The sequence below is a fragment of the Bacillus sp. 7705b genome, assembly GCF_002289525.1.
Lineage (GTDB): Bacteria > Bacillota > Bacilli > Bacillales > Bacillaceae > Bacillus > Bacillus halotolerans.
Genome location: NZ_NSDH01000029.1, coordinates 68,508 through 85,016 on the forward strand (window position 1 = coordinate 68,508; position 16,509 = coordinate 85,016).

Consider the following 16,509-nt stretch of genomic DNA (forward strand, 5'->3'; position numbering starts at 1 on the left):
GAAGAACATCTTCAAAGTATGAAGCGTCAGTTGAATAGTCCGCTTTCAGAAGGTCAAAAAGGTTTATGGATGCTTCAAAAAATGTCTCCTGATATGGGTGCTTATAATATTCCTTTATGCTTTCGCATCAGCAAAAAATTACATGTTGAGACGTTCAAGCAAGCCCTTCTGTTTGTACAGAAACAATATCCTGTTTTAACGAGTGTGATTCAAGAGGAAAATGGCATTCCATTTCAAACGGTTCAGCCGTCGCAGGCTCTTCATTTTGAGGAAGCGGATATCTCAGCTATGCATTCAGCTGAGGTATTGCCCTACCTAAAAGAAAAAGCTAAAGAACCTTTTCATCTGGAAACTGGTCCGTTAATGCGCACATGTCTGTTTCATCAGTCAAACGAGGCATGCATTGTGCTTATCACGGTTCATCATATTATATTTGACGGTGTGTCAATGCTGACATTTATATCGACGCTTTTAGAGGCGTATCAACAATTGCTGCAAGGCGAAGAGTTGATGCTGCAGACTTTACCGGCCGATTATCCTGACTTTGTTGACTGGGAAAACCGTATGCTGGGCGCTAGAGAAGGGGCTGAGCATCTCGCTTATTGGAAAGAGCAGCTGTCCGGAACGCTGCCTATTCTTGAGCTGCCGGCCGACCGTCCACGTCCTTCAGCACAAAAATATAAGGGGCAAGCTTACAAAAGCTTGCTCCCTCATAACCTGAGCAAGCAAATAAAGTCGTTAGCACGTTCTCATTATGTGAACGAATCTGTTGTGTACCTTTCTATTTATAAAGTGCTGCTGCATCACTATACAAAACAAAAGGACATCATTGTGGGAGTCCCGACAATGGGGCGGCCTGAAGACGGTTTTGAATCGATCATCGGGTACTTTATTAATATGATGGCTGTTCGGAGTAAAGAGATAGGAACCCAAACATTTCAAGAGTTCCTTCGAGACCTGCAGCTGACAGTGGCAGACGGACTTGACCATGCGGCATACCCGTTTCCGGCACTGGTAAGAGCACTGAATGTAGACCGCTCAGCAGCGGATTCTCCGATTTTTCAAACAGCCTTTCTCTACCAGAATTTCTTTCAGACAGCAGGCTTACAAAAAATGCTGGAACCATATCAAGCTCTTGGCATCAAATATATCGAAGACATTCGGCAAGAAGGGGAATTCGAGCTGGCGCTGGAAGTGTATGAACAAGAAAACGAAACAGTGCTTCATCTTCTGTATAACCCTGATATATATGAATTATCTACCATTGAAAGAATGATGGAGAACTACATCAAACTCACTGAAAACATCATTAACGATCCGTCTTTATCACTTGAAACATACTCTTTACAGTTAGATCAAGAACAAATCAGCTTGTTCGAGCAATGGAATGAGACAAAGACAAATGACTCCAAAGACAAGTGCATACATGAGATTTTTGAGGAAAAAGCGAAAAAAACCCCCGATGCGATAGCGGTCGTATTCGAAGAGGAGACTCTTACATATAAGGAATTAGATCAAAAAAGCACATCGCTGGCCATTTATCTTCAGGCACAGGGGGCTGGACCGGAACGACCGGTAGGGATTTGTGCAGAGCGTTCGTTTGATATGCTGATCGGAATTTTAGGGATTCTGAAAGCCGGCGGGGCGTATGTGCCTCTAGATCCGAACTTCCCTCAAGAACGATTAGCGTACATGCTCAAAGACAGTGAAGCGTCCATTGTCCTTACACAATCTAAAGCTCATGACAAAGTAAACAAATTAACTGATGACCATGTAAAAGTCATCAATATCGATTTGGCTTGCAGTCAAACGGACACAGCTCAACAAAAAAGTGGATTGAAACGAGAAGTCAAACCCCATCATCTCGCTTATATCATTTACACCTCGGGCAGTACCGGTCAGCCTAAAGGAGTCATGGTAGAGCATCAGAGCATTATGAATACGCTGAATTTTCTTGAATCTCAGTATCCTGTCACTGCTGAGGACGCTTATTTATTAAAGACGAACTATGTTTTCGACGTATCCATATCGGAATTATTCGGCTGGTTTATCGGAAATGGCCGTCTTATTATTCTTCCGCCGGATGAAGAGAAATCACCGCAGCTGTGCATGGATGTGATTGAAAAATATCATGTGACCCATGTTAATTTTGTCCCTGCCATGCTGCATGTATTTTTAGAAACGGCAAAAGACAACAGGAAATTTACTGAAGAAGGACCAATCAAATACATGATGGTTGCAGGAGAAGCCTTTCCTAAGGAATTGGTGAAAAAGGCAGTATCGATCTTTAAAAACTGCCGTGTTGAAAATATTTACGGACCAACAGAAGCCTCCATTTACGCGACTTATTTCGGATGCGGAACAGGAGATATCGCCAGTCATCATACGCCAATCGGCAAGCCTGTATCCAATACGAAGATTTATATCGTGGACCAGCATTTGAAGCCTGTTCCGATCGGAAAACCTGGTGAGCTTTGTATCGCAGGCGACGGATTGGCAAGGGGCTATTATAACCAGCCCGGCCTGACAGCGGAAACATTTATTGACAATCCGTTTGAATCTGGGACCAAGCTTTATAAATCCGGTGATTCAGCAAGATGGCTGCCTGACGGCAATATTGAATATTTAGGCCGCATTGACAGCCAGGTTAAAATCCGAGGTTTCCGAATTGAATTAGGTGCAATAGAAACGAAACTGAGTGAATATCCGGGCATTTTAGATCAGGCAGTAGTGGTCAAACAGCTGGAAGGACATAAAAAGCTGGCTGCATATTATACGGAGCAAAATGGACATCCGCCTATCGATCCAAACGATTTGCGCCGTTGCCTGAAATCCAGTCTGCCGGAATATATGATACCTGCGCACTTTATCCGCCTGAATGAGATGCCGTTAACACCAAGCGGGAAAGTGAACCGCAAGGAATTGGAACATCGGAAGGTCATTTTAAATAATAGAAAAACACAACACTTACAGTTATCAGAGGTAGAAGGCAAAGTGCAGCTCATTTGGGAGGATATGCTGAAAGTCAGCGGTTTTGGGCCAGAGGACGGATTTTTCGATGTGGGAGGCGATTCACTTCTTGCCGTGGCCGTGGCGGAACGAATCCAAAAAGAATTTGACTGTGAATTCAGTGTAACGGAGCTGTTCGAGTACGCCAATATCAGGGCCATCAGCCAATACATTATTGAAATGAAAAACACAGATGCGGCGGCCATTCCTCAAAATGAAAGCAAGCAGAATGTGAAGAGGGTGAAACAAACGGAACAGAAAGCGCTGCCGCCGTATTTTGAAGACAGTATTGCCATTGTGGGGATCTCCTGCCAGTTTCCGGGGGCAAAAAATCATCATGAGTTCTGGAATCAAATCAAAGAAGGCAAGGAAAGTATTCAATTTTTTTCAAAAGAAGAACTGCGAGAAAATGGAGTGCCTGAAGAATTAATTCAACATCCTGATTACGTTCCTGTGCAATCTGTGATTGAGGGAAAAGATTTGTTTGACCCAGGTTTCTTTCAGATCTCTCCTAAAGATGCTGAGTTTATGGACCCTCAGCTCCGTCTCTTATTGCTGCATTCATGGAAAGCAATTGAGGATGCGGGCTATGTGGCAAAAGAGATTCCGGAAACAAGTGTGTATATGTCTGCAAGCAACAATTCCTACAGAACGTTATTGCCGAAGGAGAGAACAGAAGGACATGAATCTCCGGATGGCTATGTCTCATGGGTATTAGCCCAAAGCGGAACGATCCCGACGATGATCTCGCACAAGCTCGGATTAAAGGGGCCAAGCTACTTTGTTCATTCCAATTGTTCTTCTTCACTAGTAGGTTTGTATCAAGCGTACAAAAGCCTAACAGCTGGTGAATCTGAATACGCGCTTGTTGGAGGCGCAACCTTGCACGCGCAGTCAGGAATAGGCTATGTGCATCAAAACGGATTGAATTTTTCAAGTGACGGGCATGTTAAGGCATTTGACGCCGCAGCTGACGGAATGGCTGGAGGAGAAGGTGTAGCTGTCGTCCTATTGAAAAAAGCTGTGGATGCGGTAAGAGACGGAGACCATATTTACGCCATCATGCGCGGAATAGGAATCAATAATGACGGAGCTGATAAGGCCGGCTTTTATGCACCTAGCGTAAAAGGCCAAACAGAAGTCATACAGAGCGTATTGGACGAAACCGATATCCATCCTGAAACGATCAGCTACATTGAAGCACACGGTACAGGGACTAAATTAGGCGACCCTATTGAAATTTCTGCCTTAAACAAAGTGTACAAGCAATACACGGACAAAATACAATTTTGCGGAATCGGTTCGGTGAAAACCAATATCGGACATTTGGATACTGCCGCAGGGTTAGCCGGCTGCATTAAGGTTGCCATGAGCTTATCTCATAACGAACTTGCGCCAACTATCAATTGCCAGGAGCCGAATCCTAATATTCACTTTGACAGCTCTCCATTTTATGTTGTCCGCGAACGAAAATTATTACAGAAAAATCAAGGTGTACATCGGGCAGCGCTGAGCTCGTTTGGGCTTGGCGGAACGAACGCTCATGCCATATTCGAACAATATGAAAATGCCCAAGATACAAGAGCGGATAACGAAGGAAATCCTCCGTACCTCATTCCGGTATCGGCAAAGAACAGGGAGCGGCTGCAAGCATATGTAAAGGAACTGCTGACATTTGTCAGTCAAAATGATCTGACAATACACTCTTTAAGGGATTTGGCATACACCTTCCAGATCGGCCGGGAGGCGATGGACACAAGAGTTATTTTTATGGCGAGCGATTTGGAAGAATGGAAGCTGCAGCTGGAGCGTTTTGTGAATGGACAACCGTTGACAGAAGGCTGTATTCAAGGAGAAAAAACGCGAGTGAAATCCGCTGATCTCTTGCTTGGAGATGAGGAAACGGAAGAACTGGTTGCATCATGGATGTCCAAAGGCAAACTGAAAAAGCTTGCCGAAGTGTGGGCCAAAGGTTTTCAGGTTGAATGGCGCCATCTTTACCCGAATGCGAAGCCGCGCCGCATGAGTCTGCCGACATATCCTTTTGCTGAAGAACGGTATTGGCCTGACATCAGCACGGGCAATCGTAAAACAGCCGTACCGTCACGCTTGCATCCTTTGGTGCACCAGAATACATCTGTTTTATCGGAGCAGCGGTTCAGCTCCAGCTTCACAGGACAGGAGTATTTTATTGCTGAGCATATCATTAAAGGGATGGCGATTTTGCCGGCAGCTGTCACGCTTGAAATGGCAAGAGCCGCTATAGAACAAGGAATTGGCGGTTTAGATGATGAGGAATCCGGAATCCGCCTGAAACATGTGGTTTGGATGCGTCCGGTTGTAGCGGGAGATGAGCCGGTTACAGTAAACATCGGACTCTATGATGAAGACGGCGGAGATATTCTTTATCGGATGTATGGTGAACCGGAATCCGCTGACGCAGACCCAATTGTATATAACCAGGGCATAGCGGAATTATTTCAGCCAAAGCATGCGGAGGTATTGGATCTAGAGGCGATAAAGAATCAATGTAATCAAGGCTTGATGGACACCTCCTTATTTTATGAAGGCATGATCGGAGCCGATTACGGTCCAGGATACAAGAGTGTGGAGACCGTTTATAAAGGAGACGGCCAGCTGCTTGCCAAATTATCGCTGCCGGGATCTGTCTCTCATACAGCAGCCGATTATGCTTTTCATCCAAGTTTATTGGATGGGGCGTTACAGGCGGCTGAATATTTGCAAAACGTCACCAGGGCGGAGCTTTCTGACAGTGAAGACTTTAAAGCTGCACTGCCATTTGCTTTAGAGGAGCTTGAAGTCTTTCATGGATGCGTTTCTGATATGTGGGTTTATGTTCAATTCAATTCAAAAAATAAACCGGGCGATCTGATACAGAAAGTTGATATTGATCTATGCGATGAGCATGGCAGCGTTTGTATACGGATGAAGGGGTTTTCGACGAGAGTGATGGAGGCTGACATACAAACAGAATCATCACATTCAGAAACCTTATTGCTTCAGCCCGTTTGGAAAGAACAAAAGGCTGGCGGAAAAGCGGATAAAGAATATGCAGAGCATCTCGTGTTCCTCTGTGAATGTGATCAGGACATGAGAAAAAAGATCGAAGCAGAAATGGAGCATGTCCATGTCTTCATCCTGGAAGCAAGGCCTGCTTCAGTGGATGGGCGTTTTCATTCGTATACGGAACAGGTGTTTAGAAAAGTGCAAGCGCTGATTCGCGAGAAACCGAAAGGAGATATTCTGATTCAGATCGTGACCTCCGCAGAAGGCGAGCAGCAATTGTTTTCTGGATTGACAGGGCTGCTGAAAACGGCCGAGTTAGAAACGGCTAAGCTGACCGGACAAATGATTGAAATCAGCAGTGAAGAAAGCGGGGAAAGTATCGCCCGCAAACTGAAAGAAAATCAAATAAGCAGCGGCACCCATATCAGATATCAAAACGGCACACGATTTATTGCAGATTGGAGTGAAATGAAAGCGGCAAGCCGTAACATCAGCATGCCGTGGAAAGACGGCGGCGTTTATCTCGTCACAGGCGGTGCCGGTGGCTTAGGCCTTATGTTCGCAAAAGAAATTGCTGAACAAACGAAAAACGCGACAGTCGTTCTGACGGGCCGTTCACCTCTGAATGATAATAAAAGAGGGAAGATTGAAGAGCTTCGCGCTATAGGGGCCGAGATCACCTATCAGCAAATGGATGTTGCCGATAAAATCGCAGTGTACCAGTTAATGAACAATATCCAGAAAGAACATGGCCGTCTTGATGGCATTCTTCATAGCGCGGGAATTATTAAAGATAGCTATTTGGCCAAGAAATCAGCAGAAGATTTGCATGATGTGCTGGCGCCTAAAGTAAAAGGACTCGTTCACCTGGATGAAGCCAGCAAGGATTTGGCATTGGATGTTTTCATTCTCTTTTCATCTCTTTCGGGAAGTTTAGGCAGCCTTGGTCAGGCTGACTATGCGGCAGCCAATGTATTTATGGATATGTATGCCGGATACCGCAGTACGCTAGCCGAACACGGTCAGCGGCATGGCAAAACGCTTTCTGTAAACTGGCCATTATGGAAAGAGGGCGGCATGAAGGTCGATCGTGAAACGGAGAAAAGACTTGTGCAGCTGGCCGGAATTGTTCCTCTGGAAGCAAAACAAGGCATACAGGCTTTTTATCAAGCGTTCAATAGTGAGGCAAGCCAGGTCATGGTGATGGAAGGCAACGTTCAGAAGATAAAACAAAACATGCTGTCAAAAACAGCCTCAGCACCTATTGAAAAGAGGGAAACAGAAAGCATGACTGAACCGGAAAAGAGCATTGACACAGGGAGTTTGCTGGATAAAGTAAAGGCGATGTTAAAGCGGGAGGTCGCCAAGCTATTAAAGGTTCCATTTGAAACGATTGATGACCATGCCGAAATGACGGTGTATGGGTTTGACTCCATTTCTATGACTGAATTCACCAACCATATCAATCGGGCATATAAACTGGCGCTGACGCCAACCGTCTTTTTTGACCATCCGACGATCCATGAGTTCGGCAAGCATTTGTCAGAAGAATATCAAGCGGTATTTGCGAAAACATTTGCTGTACGGACCAGGTCTAAGGTTCAGGCTCAGCCTGCATTTGAACAGGATAAAACCATACATGTCACCTCAAAAAGACGCCGAAAGCAGCCGGTTATGCTGCCGGCAACCATACAGAGTGAATCCGGTCCCGAGCCAATCGCAATCGTCGGAATAAGCGGCATTTTTCCTATGGCAAAAGATGTGGATGCCTACTGGAAGAACTTAAAAGAAGGCAAGGACTGCATGACGGAAATTCCGAAAGACCGCTGGGATTGGCGCGAATATGAAGGGGACCCTGCGAAGGAAGCCAATAAAACGAATGTAAGATGGGGAGGTTTTATTGACGGCATTGCGGAATTCGACCCATTATTCTTTGGCATTTCCCCGCGTGAAGCTGAACAAATGGAGCCACAGCAACGCTTATTATTGACTTACGCATGGAAAGCGATTGAAGATGCAGGGTATTCGGCAAAAAGTCTGTCAGGCACAAAAACAGGCGTATTCATCGGAACGGGAAATACAGGATACAGTTCTCTTTTATCTAAAGGGAACTCGGCAATAGAAGGGTCAGCGGCAGCTAACACGAGCCCGTCAGTCGGTCCGAATCGTGTCAGTTATTTCCTTAATCTGCATGGGCCGAGTGAACCTATTGATACGGCGTGCTCCAGTTCATTGGTAGCGATCCATCACGCCATTTCCTCAATCGAGGAAGGCACTTGTGACATGGCATTAGCCGGCGGCGTTAATACGATTATTCTGCCTGAGGTGTATATCAGCTTTGATAAAGCGGGTGCCCTGAGCAAAGAAGGCAAATGCAAGACGTTCTCAAATCGAGCTGATGGTTTTGCTCATGGGGAAGGAGCCGGCATACTGTTTCTGAAGAAGTTAAAAGCGGCCGAGGAAGCGGGAGACCATATTTATGGGGTGATAAAAGGAAGCGCAGTGAACCACGGGGGGCGTGCGGCGTCTTTAACGACGCCTAATCCGAAGGCCCAGGCGGAAGTCATTCAAAAGGCATTCCAAAAGGCGGGAATCGATCCCAAAACGGTGACGTACATTGAGGCGCACGGAACAGGTACGGAGCTTGGAGATCCGGTTGAAATTAACGGATTGAAAGCGGCTTTTAAAGGGCTGGGTGTAAAAGAAGGAGACACTTCTGCCAATCATTATTGCGGCCTTGGTTCAGCGAAGACAAACATCGGTCATTTATCGCTTGCAGCCGGTGCAGCAGGAATTATTAAAATTTTATTGCAGCTTAAACACAAAACCTTAGTGAAAAGTCTCCATTGCGAGACTGTCAATCCGTATATTCAGCTTGAAAACAGCCCATTTTATATCGTTCGGGAAACAGAAGAATGGAAAGCGCTACAGAATGAGCAGGGGCAGAAGCTGCCTCGCCGTGCAGGCGTCAGTTCATTTGGTATCGGCGGGGTAAATGCCCACGTGCTCATCGAGGAATATATTCCGAAGGCGGACGCTGGCAACATACCGTCGATCACTTCTGAACATCCAGGTATTTTCGTCCTATCAGCTAAAAATGAAGCAAGACTGAAAGAATACGCACAGCAGCTGGCTGAAGCGTTAGACCAGCATATTTACAAAGACGAAGATCTCGCAAATATTGCTTATACGCTGCAAGCCGGGCGAGACGCGATGGAAGAACGGCTGGGGATCATTTCCGGGTCAATTGAGGATTTGCAAGACAAGCTAAAAGACTATGCAGCCGGCAAAAATAATGTGGAGGATGTATATAGAGGGCGGATTGATAAAGGAACGCTGCAAATGCTGACGGAAGATGAAGAATTTCAAGAAGCGGTTGAAAAATGGATGGAGCGCGGAAAGTATGCAAAATTGCTGGAATTATGGGTGAAAGGGCTTGATGTGGACTGGGCGAAGCTGTATGGCGAGAATGAGCCGCATCGCATTAGCTTGCCGACATATCCGTTTGCGAAAGACCGTTACTGGATTTCTGATTATGTCGCAAATAGGGGAAGCCTTGAAGCCGACAAAAAAGCATCTCACATCAGCGCATCTGTGTTACATCCATTAATGCATCAAAACACTTCGAATCTCTCGGAACAGCGGTTTAGCTCAATCTATACGGGAGAAGAGTTTTTCCTTGCAGATCATGTTGTCAAAGGCCAACGGATCTTGCCGGGAGTGGCCCATCTTGAAATGGCGCGGGCTGCCATTGAGCAGGCTGCCGAGGTACAAAACGGTCAGTATCGCATTACGCTCAAAAACACAGTGTGGGTGCGGCCGATTGTAGTCGGGGAGCAGCCGGTGCAAGTACACATCAGGCTTATTCCGGAGGAGCATGGTGACATTACGTATGAAATCTACGGCAACCCGGAAATAGCCGGTGACAAACCAATAGTATACAGTCAAGGCGGGGCTGAATTACATCCTGCTGCGGATACGCCGGTCATTGATGTAGCATCCCTGCGCAAGAAGTGTCAGCAAACTCATTTCTCTGTAAACGAAGTATACGACACCTATAAAATGATTGGTTTTGACTACGGTCCAGCTTATCGCGGTGTAGAAAAGATTTATACAGCTGAACATTTTGTATTGGCAAGATTGTCATTGCATCCTTCTGTCTTAGATACAATTGGCCAATTCAGCATGCATCCGGGTCTGATGGACTCCGCTTTACAGGCATCCAGCATTTTGACAGGCGCAGGAGATAACCGGCTGACGCTGCCTTTTGCGGTTCAAGAGCTTGAAGTCTTCGGGACATGCTCCTCGAACATGTGGGTATACGCCAGATTCAGTGAAGGCAGCAAAGCGACTGATAAGGTGCAAAAACGGGATATCGATATCTTAGATGAGAACGGCAATGTTTGCGTACGGTTAAAAGGTTTGTCATTCAGAGCGGCAGAAAGCGACCCTAGATCAGCAGAGTCTGACCAAACAATGGAAACTTTGATGTTTGAGGAAAAATGGATGTCTAAGGAGATCGACAAAGACGGTCTGGAACCAGAATATGAACGGCATATTATCATGCTTTGTGAAATGAACGGACTCTCAAAAGACAGTATTGAATCAAAGCTCAAAGGAGCGGAATGTATAGTATTAGAGTCTTATCGGGAGGGTCTGGCAGAGCGATTCCAAGATTATGCCGAACAAGCGATTGAGACGATACAGAGTATCCTCAAAAGCAAGCCGCAAGGCCATGTTCTGATCCAAATGCTTACCTCAGCGCAAAGAAAGCATTACTCTTTCTCAGGACTTTCGGCGCTCCTTAAAACGGCCGGGCTGGAGAATACAAAGCTGATCGGCCAGACGATTGAAATCGATACAAACGAAACTATGAATAGGATCGCAGAGATAGTCCAAGAGAATAAAAGAAACGCAGGAGATCAGCGCATTAAATATGAAAAAGGCAAACGGTACATCAATGAATTAAATGAAATTCATACGCCTGACCGTGAAATCAGATTGCCGTGGAGGGATAAGGGTGTGTACCTCATCACAGGCGGTGCAGGAGGACTTGGATTTATTTTTGCGAAAGAAATTGCAAGCCAAGTCAAACAGCCTGTTTTGATTCTTACAGGCAGGTCCGCGCTTAGCGCTGATCAGCAATTACAGCTTAGCGAACTGCAGCGTTTAGGTGCTCGTACAGAGTACAGACGGGTTGATGTGACTCAAACGGAGGCTGCGTCCGAGTTAATCACAAGGATCACAGCTGATTATGGCGACTTGCATGGCGTGATTCACAGTGCTGGACTGCTTAAAGACAACTATCTCATGAATAAAACAAATGATGAACTTAAGCAGGTCCTCGCTCCTAAGGTAAAAGGGCTCGTAAATGTGGATAAGGCAACCGAGCATCTCGCGTTAGATTTCTTTATCCTTTTCTCTTCCATATCTAGTATCACCGGCAGCGCGGGACAGGCGGATTATGCAATGGCTAATGCATTTATGGACAGCTATGCCGCTTATCGTAATGCGCTTGTGACCGCCATGTACAGACACGGCCAAACATTGTCGATCAATTGGCCGCTGTGGAAAGAGGGCGGCATGCGTGTAAATAAAGAAACTGAAAAAATGACAATGAAAAATACTGGCGTTACGGCTATGCGAACCGAAACCGGCATTCAGGCACTTTATAAAGGGTTGGCTTTTGATAAAGATAACGTCATTGTCATGGAAGGTATCAGAGACATGATGAGAGAAAAGCTGTCTCAAAAGCAGCCTTCTGAAGATGTTCCGAATAAACCAGCGCAAGAACCGGTGACCCAGAAAGCAAGAATGGATCAAGACAGCTTATTGGACCAAATACAAGACATTTTAAAGCAAGCAATCTCTCAATTGCTCAAAATCAAAACTGAAGAGATTGATCCGGATATGGAGTTTAATCAATATGGATTTGATTCAATCACTTTGACTGAATTCGCTAATATATTGAATGAACAATACAAGCTGGATCTGACCCCTACAATTTTCTTTGAGCATGTAACTGTTTCTGCATTTGCCGCGTATTTATCAGCAGAATATCAAAATACATTCTCGGCGCAATTTGCAGTACCTGTCAAGGAGGATCTGCCTGTACAGCCTGCGGAAAAAGCCATGAGAGACATCAGGTTTTCAACCGAAAACCGTTTTGGCAAACCAAAGGAGCTGCCAGTGAAGAAGGCAGCCGAGCATGCGCCTGAGCCCGAATCTATTGCCATAGTAGGGATGAGCGGAGTTTTCCCAAAAGCAAAGGATGTTGAGGAGTACTGGATGAATTTGAAAGAAGGAACAGATTGCATAACAGAGGTTCCAAAAGACCGCTGGGATTGGCGTGAGTACTACGGAGATCCGTTAAAAGAAGCAAATAAAACGAACGTCAAATGGGGCGGTTTTATTGATGGAGTAGCCGACTTTGATCCGTTGTTCTTCGGCATTTCTCCGCTGGAGGCTGAGCAGATGGAGCCTCAGCAGCGTCTATTAATGACCTATGCTTGGAAAGCGATAGAAGAAGCGGGACATTCAGCCCAAAGCCTATCAGGAACCAAAACGGGCTTATTCATCGGTACTGGAAACACGGGATACAGCTCTCTTCTCTCAAATGTAGATATCGAAGGCTCAGCAGCTGCTAATATGAGTCCTTCTGCCGGACCAAATAGAGTCAGTTATTTTCTGAACATTCATGGACCGAGCGAACCAATTGACACTGCATGTTCAAGCTCACTGGTCGCCATTCATCATGCAGTTTGTGCAATTGAAGCTGGAAACTGTGAAATGGCGATCGCGGGAGGCGTCAACACGGTTGTAACACCGCAAGGCCACATTGCCTACGATAAAGCAGGGGCTCTGAGCAAAGAAGGAAAATGCAAAACGTTCTCTGATAAAGCCGATGGATTTGCGGTCAGTGAAGGTGCAGGCATCCTCTTCCTGAAAAAACTAAAGGCGGCGGAACGCGACGGCGATCATATTTACGGTGTGATCAAAGGAAGTGCGGTAAATCACGGAGGCCGCGCGAATTCTCTGACGACTCCTAATCCGAAGGCTCAGGCAGAAGTCGTAAAAACCGCTTATATGAAGGCGGGAATCGATCCGAGAACTGTGACGTATATTGAAGCGCATGGAACCGGAACGGAACTTGGCGATCCGGTAGAAATTAACGGGCTGAAGGCTGCATTTAAAGAACTGTACGAGAAAACGGGAGATCCTTCTGTTCATGCCAGCCATTGCGGACTGGGTTCAGCGAAGACAAACATCGGCCATTTATCGCTCGCAGCCGGTGTAGCCGGTGTCATCAAAATCCTGTTGCAGCTAAAACACAAAACGCTGGTAAAAAGTCTGCACAGTGAGACGATCAATCCGTATATCAGATTGGAAGACAGCCCATTTTATATCGTGCAGAAATCCAGAGAATGGAAATCGCTGCGGGATGAAAACGGACGGGAGCTGCCTCGCCGAGCCGGAGTCAGTTCATTTGGCATAGGCGGTGTCAATGCCCATGTGGTCATTGAGGAATATATTCCAAAAGAAACTGCTCCATCTGAACAAGCGCCAGCAGTGACATCACAGAACCCGGGCATCTTTGTCTTGTCGGCAAAGGAAGAAGATCGCCTGAAGGACCAAGCACAGCAATTGGCGGATTTTATCAGCAAACATTCAATCTCAGATCGTGATCTCACTGATATTGCTTATACACTCCAAGAGGGGCGCGATGCAATGGAGGAGAGATTAGGGATTATCGCTGTCTCGGTTCAAGATTTGCTGGAGAAACTGTACCTCTTTATAGAAGGACAAACCAATGCGACCAACATGTATAGAGGCAGGGCGAATAAAGGGATATTACAGACACTCAGGTCAGACGAAGACATTCAGAAAACACTCAAAAATGACTGGGAACCCGAAGTTTATACAAAACTGGTTGAATTATGGGTAGCAGGATTAAAAATAGATTGGAACAAACTGTACAGCGGCAAACTGCCTAACCGCATCAGCTTGCCGACCTATCCATTTGCAAAAGAGCGCTACTGGATATCGGATATGAAAGAGGAGGCAATCACGCAAAAGGCACCGACAAAAACTGTCGATACAGCAGTTTTGCACCCATTAGTACAAACCAACACTTCTGATTTGACAGAGCAGCGTTTCAGCTCAATCTTTACAGGCGCTGAGTTCTTTTTCAACGACCACAAGGTGAAGGGAAAGCCGGTCATGCCGGGGGTCGCGTATCTTGAGATGGTGCATGCAGCCATTTCGCAGGCAGTGCGAGGGCTCAAAGATCATCAATCTGTCATTCATATAAAAAATGTTGTTTGGGTGCAGCCGATTGTGGCGGACGGTCAGCCTGTCCAAGTGCATATCAGTCTTGAACCTCAGCACGATGGTGAAATTGCTTTTGAAATCTTTACAGAAGAAGGTGAGAGCGCACGAAAGGTACACAGTCAGGGCAGTGTTGAGATAAGAGAAGCAGGAAACATTCCTTCTCATAATATCAGCGCGCTACAATCGCAATGCAGTCAAAGCATACTGTCAAATGAACAGTGCTATGAGTTATTTAAAGCGATCGGCATAGAATACGGGCTTGGTTTTCAAGGAATACAGCAGCTTTACATTGGCCGCAATCAAGCGTTGGCAGAGCTTTCGCTGCCGTCTGGAGTATCTCAAACGCTGAACGAATTTGTACTTCATCCGAGTATGACGGATTCTGCTTTACAGGCGTCGATCGGGTTAAAGCTGAATTCCGGAGATGAACAGCTTTCATTGCCTTTTGCACTGCAGGAGCTTGAGGTATACAGCCCATGTACAGAAAACATGTGGGTCTCTGTCGCCTCGCGTCCAAACGAGGACAGAATACAACGGCTGGATATTGATCTATGTGATGAACAAGGCCAGGTATGTGTAAGAATCAAGGGCATCTCCTCAAGAGTGATAGAAGAAGACATACAACGCCCGGAAAAAATAAAACCATCTGACAGCAAGGCGTCTCTTAATGGAGCGCTTCTAATGGCGCCGGTATGGGATCAAGTGCAAACGGAGAATAGCAGGATCATTCCGTCTGCTGATGAGCGTGTTGTCATTCTAGGTGGGGATGAAAACAGCAGAAACGCTGTACAAAGACAGTTCCCGCTTGCCAAAGAGCTGCACATCAAGCCGCATGATTCTATTCATCAGTTGGCAAACGAGCTTGAAGCATTAGGGGCATTTGACCATATTGTGTGGATTTCTCCTTCCCATATTGCGGAGTACGAAATCGGTGATGACATGATTGAAGCCCAAAACCAAAGCGTTATGCAACTGTTCAGGCTCATTAAGGCGATGCTTTCTTTAGGCTATGGAGAGAAGACGATAAGCTGGACGGTCGTGACAGCGAATACGCAATGTGTTGGTCAGCATGACATTGTCAATCCAATTGATGCCGGTCTTCACGGTCTGATCGGCTCGATGGCAAAAGAATATACAAATTGGCAGACAAAACTGATCGATGTAGATCGAAATAAGGATTGGCCGGTGGCTGAAATCTTTTCCCTGCCTTTCGACCAAGAGGGAAATACTTGGGCGTATCGGAACAAAACCTGGCACAAACAGCGTCTGATCCCTGTACACAGCAATCAGCCTGTGCACACCAAGTATAAACACGGAGGCGTTTATGTGGTCATAGGCGGTGCGGGCGGAATTGGAGAAGCTTGGAGCGAATATGTGATTCGAACATACCAAGCGCATGTCGTTTGGATTGGCAGAAGAACAAAAGATGCATCCATTCAAAGCAAGCTGGACAGACTTGCGCGTTTAGGGCCGGCTCCGTTTTATATCGAAGCTGATGCCGCAAACCGAGAGGACTTGGAACGCGCTTATGCAGCCATCAAACAAATACATCGGGAAATCAACGGAATCATTCATTCTGCCATCGTTTTGCAAGACCAAAGCCTGATGAATATGGACGAGGAACGTTTCAGAAATGTTCTTTCTGCAAAAGTGGATGTAAGTGTGCAAATGGCTCAAGTCTTCCAGAAAGAGCCGTTGGACTTTGCTTTGTTTTTCTCTTCCGTACAATCATTTGCAAGAGCTTCAGGACAGAGCAATTATGCTGCCGGCTGCAGCTTTAAGGATGCTTTTGCTCATCGGCTTTCACAAGTATGGCCTTGTACAGTAGCTGTGATCAATTGGAGTTATTGGGGCAGCATTGGTGTTGTTTCCTCACCTGATTATCAGCGAAGAATGGCGCAGGCGGGCATAGGCTCCATTGAAGCCCCTGAAGCGATGGAAGCGTTGGAACTGCTGCTCGGGGGGCCGCTGAAACAGCTTGTGATGATGAAGATGGCAGACTGCGAAACGGGCAATGACTCAGGACAGAATGACGAAACAATTGAGGTGTATCCGGAAACTCACAGCTCCGCCATTGAGAAACTGCGAAGCTATCACCCGGGAGACAGCACAACGATACAACAACTGTTATAGGAGGGGAAG

At 46.1% G+C, this 16,509-nt stretch carries 1 protein-coding gene; it reads left to right on the top strand.

Features of this window, described 5'->3' with window-relative positions:
* The first annotated feature begins 18 nt into the window (after window positions 1-18).
* The gene (locus CJU60_RS11825) at window positions 19-16,500 is read left to right on the top strand and encodes a non-ribosomal peptide synthetase (RefSeq protein ID WP_095713894.1); all 16,482 of its coding nucleotides are present in this window, start codon (window positions 19-21) and stop codon (window positions 16,498-16,500) included.
* Window positions 16,501-16,509: the final 9 nt, after the last annotated feature.

What these genes read in the sequence shown, in the direction of transcription:
- CJU60_RS11825 (WP_095713894.1), top strand. Translation starts at nt 19, where the DNA reads ATGAAGCGTCAGTTGAATAGTCCGCTTTCAGAAGGTCAAAAAGGTTTA.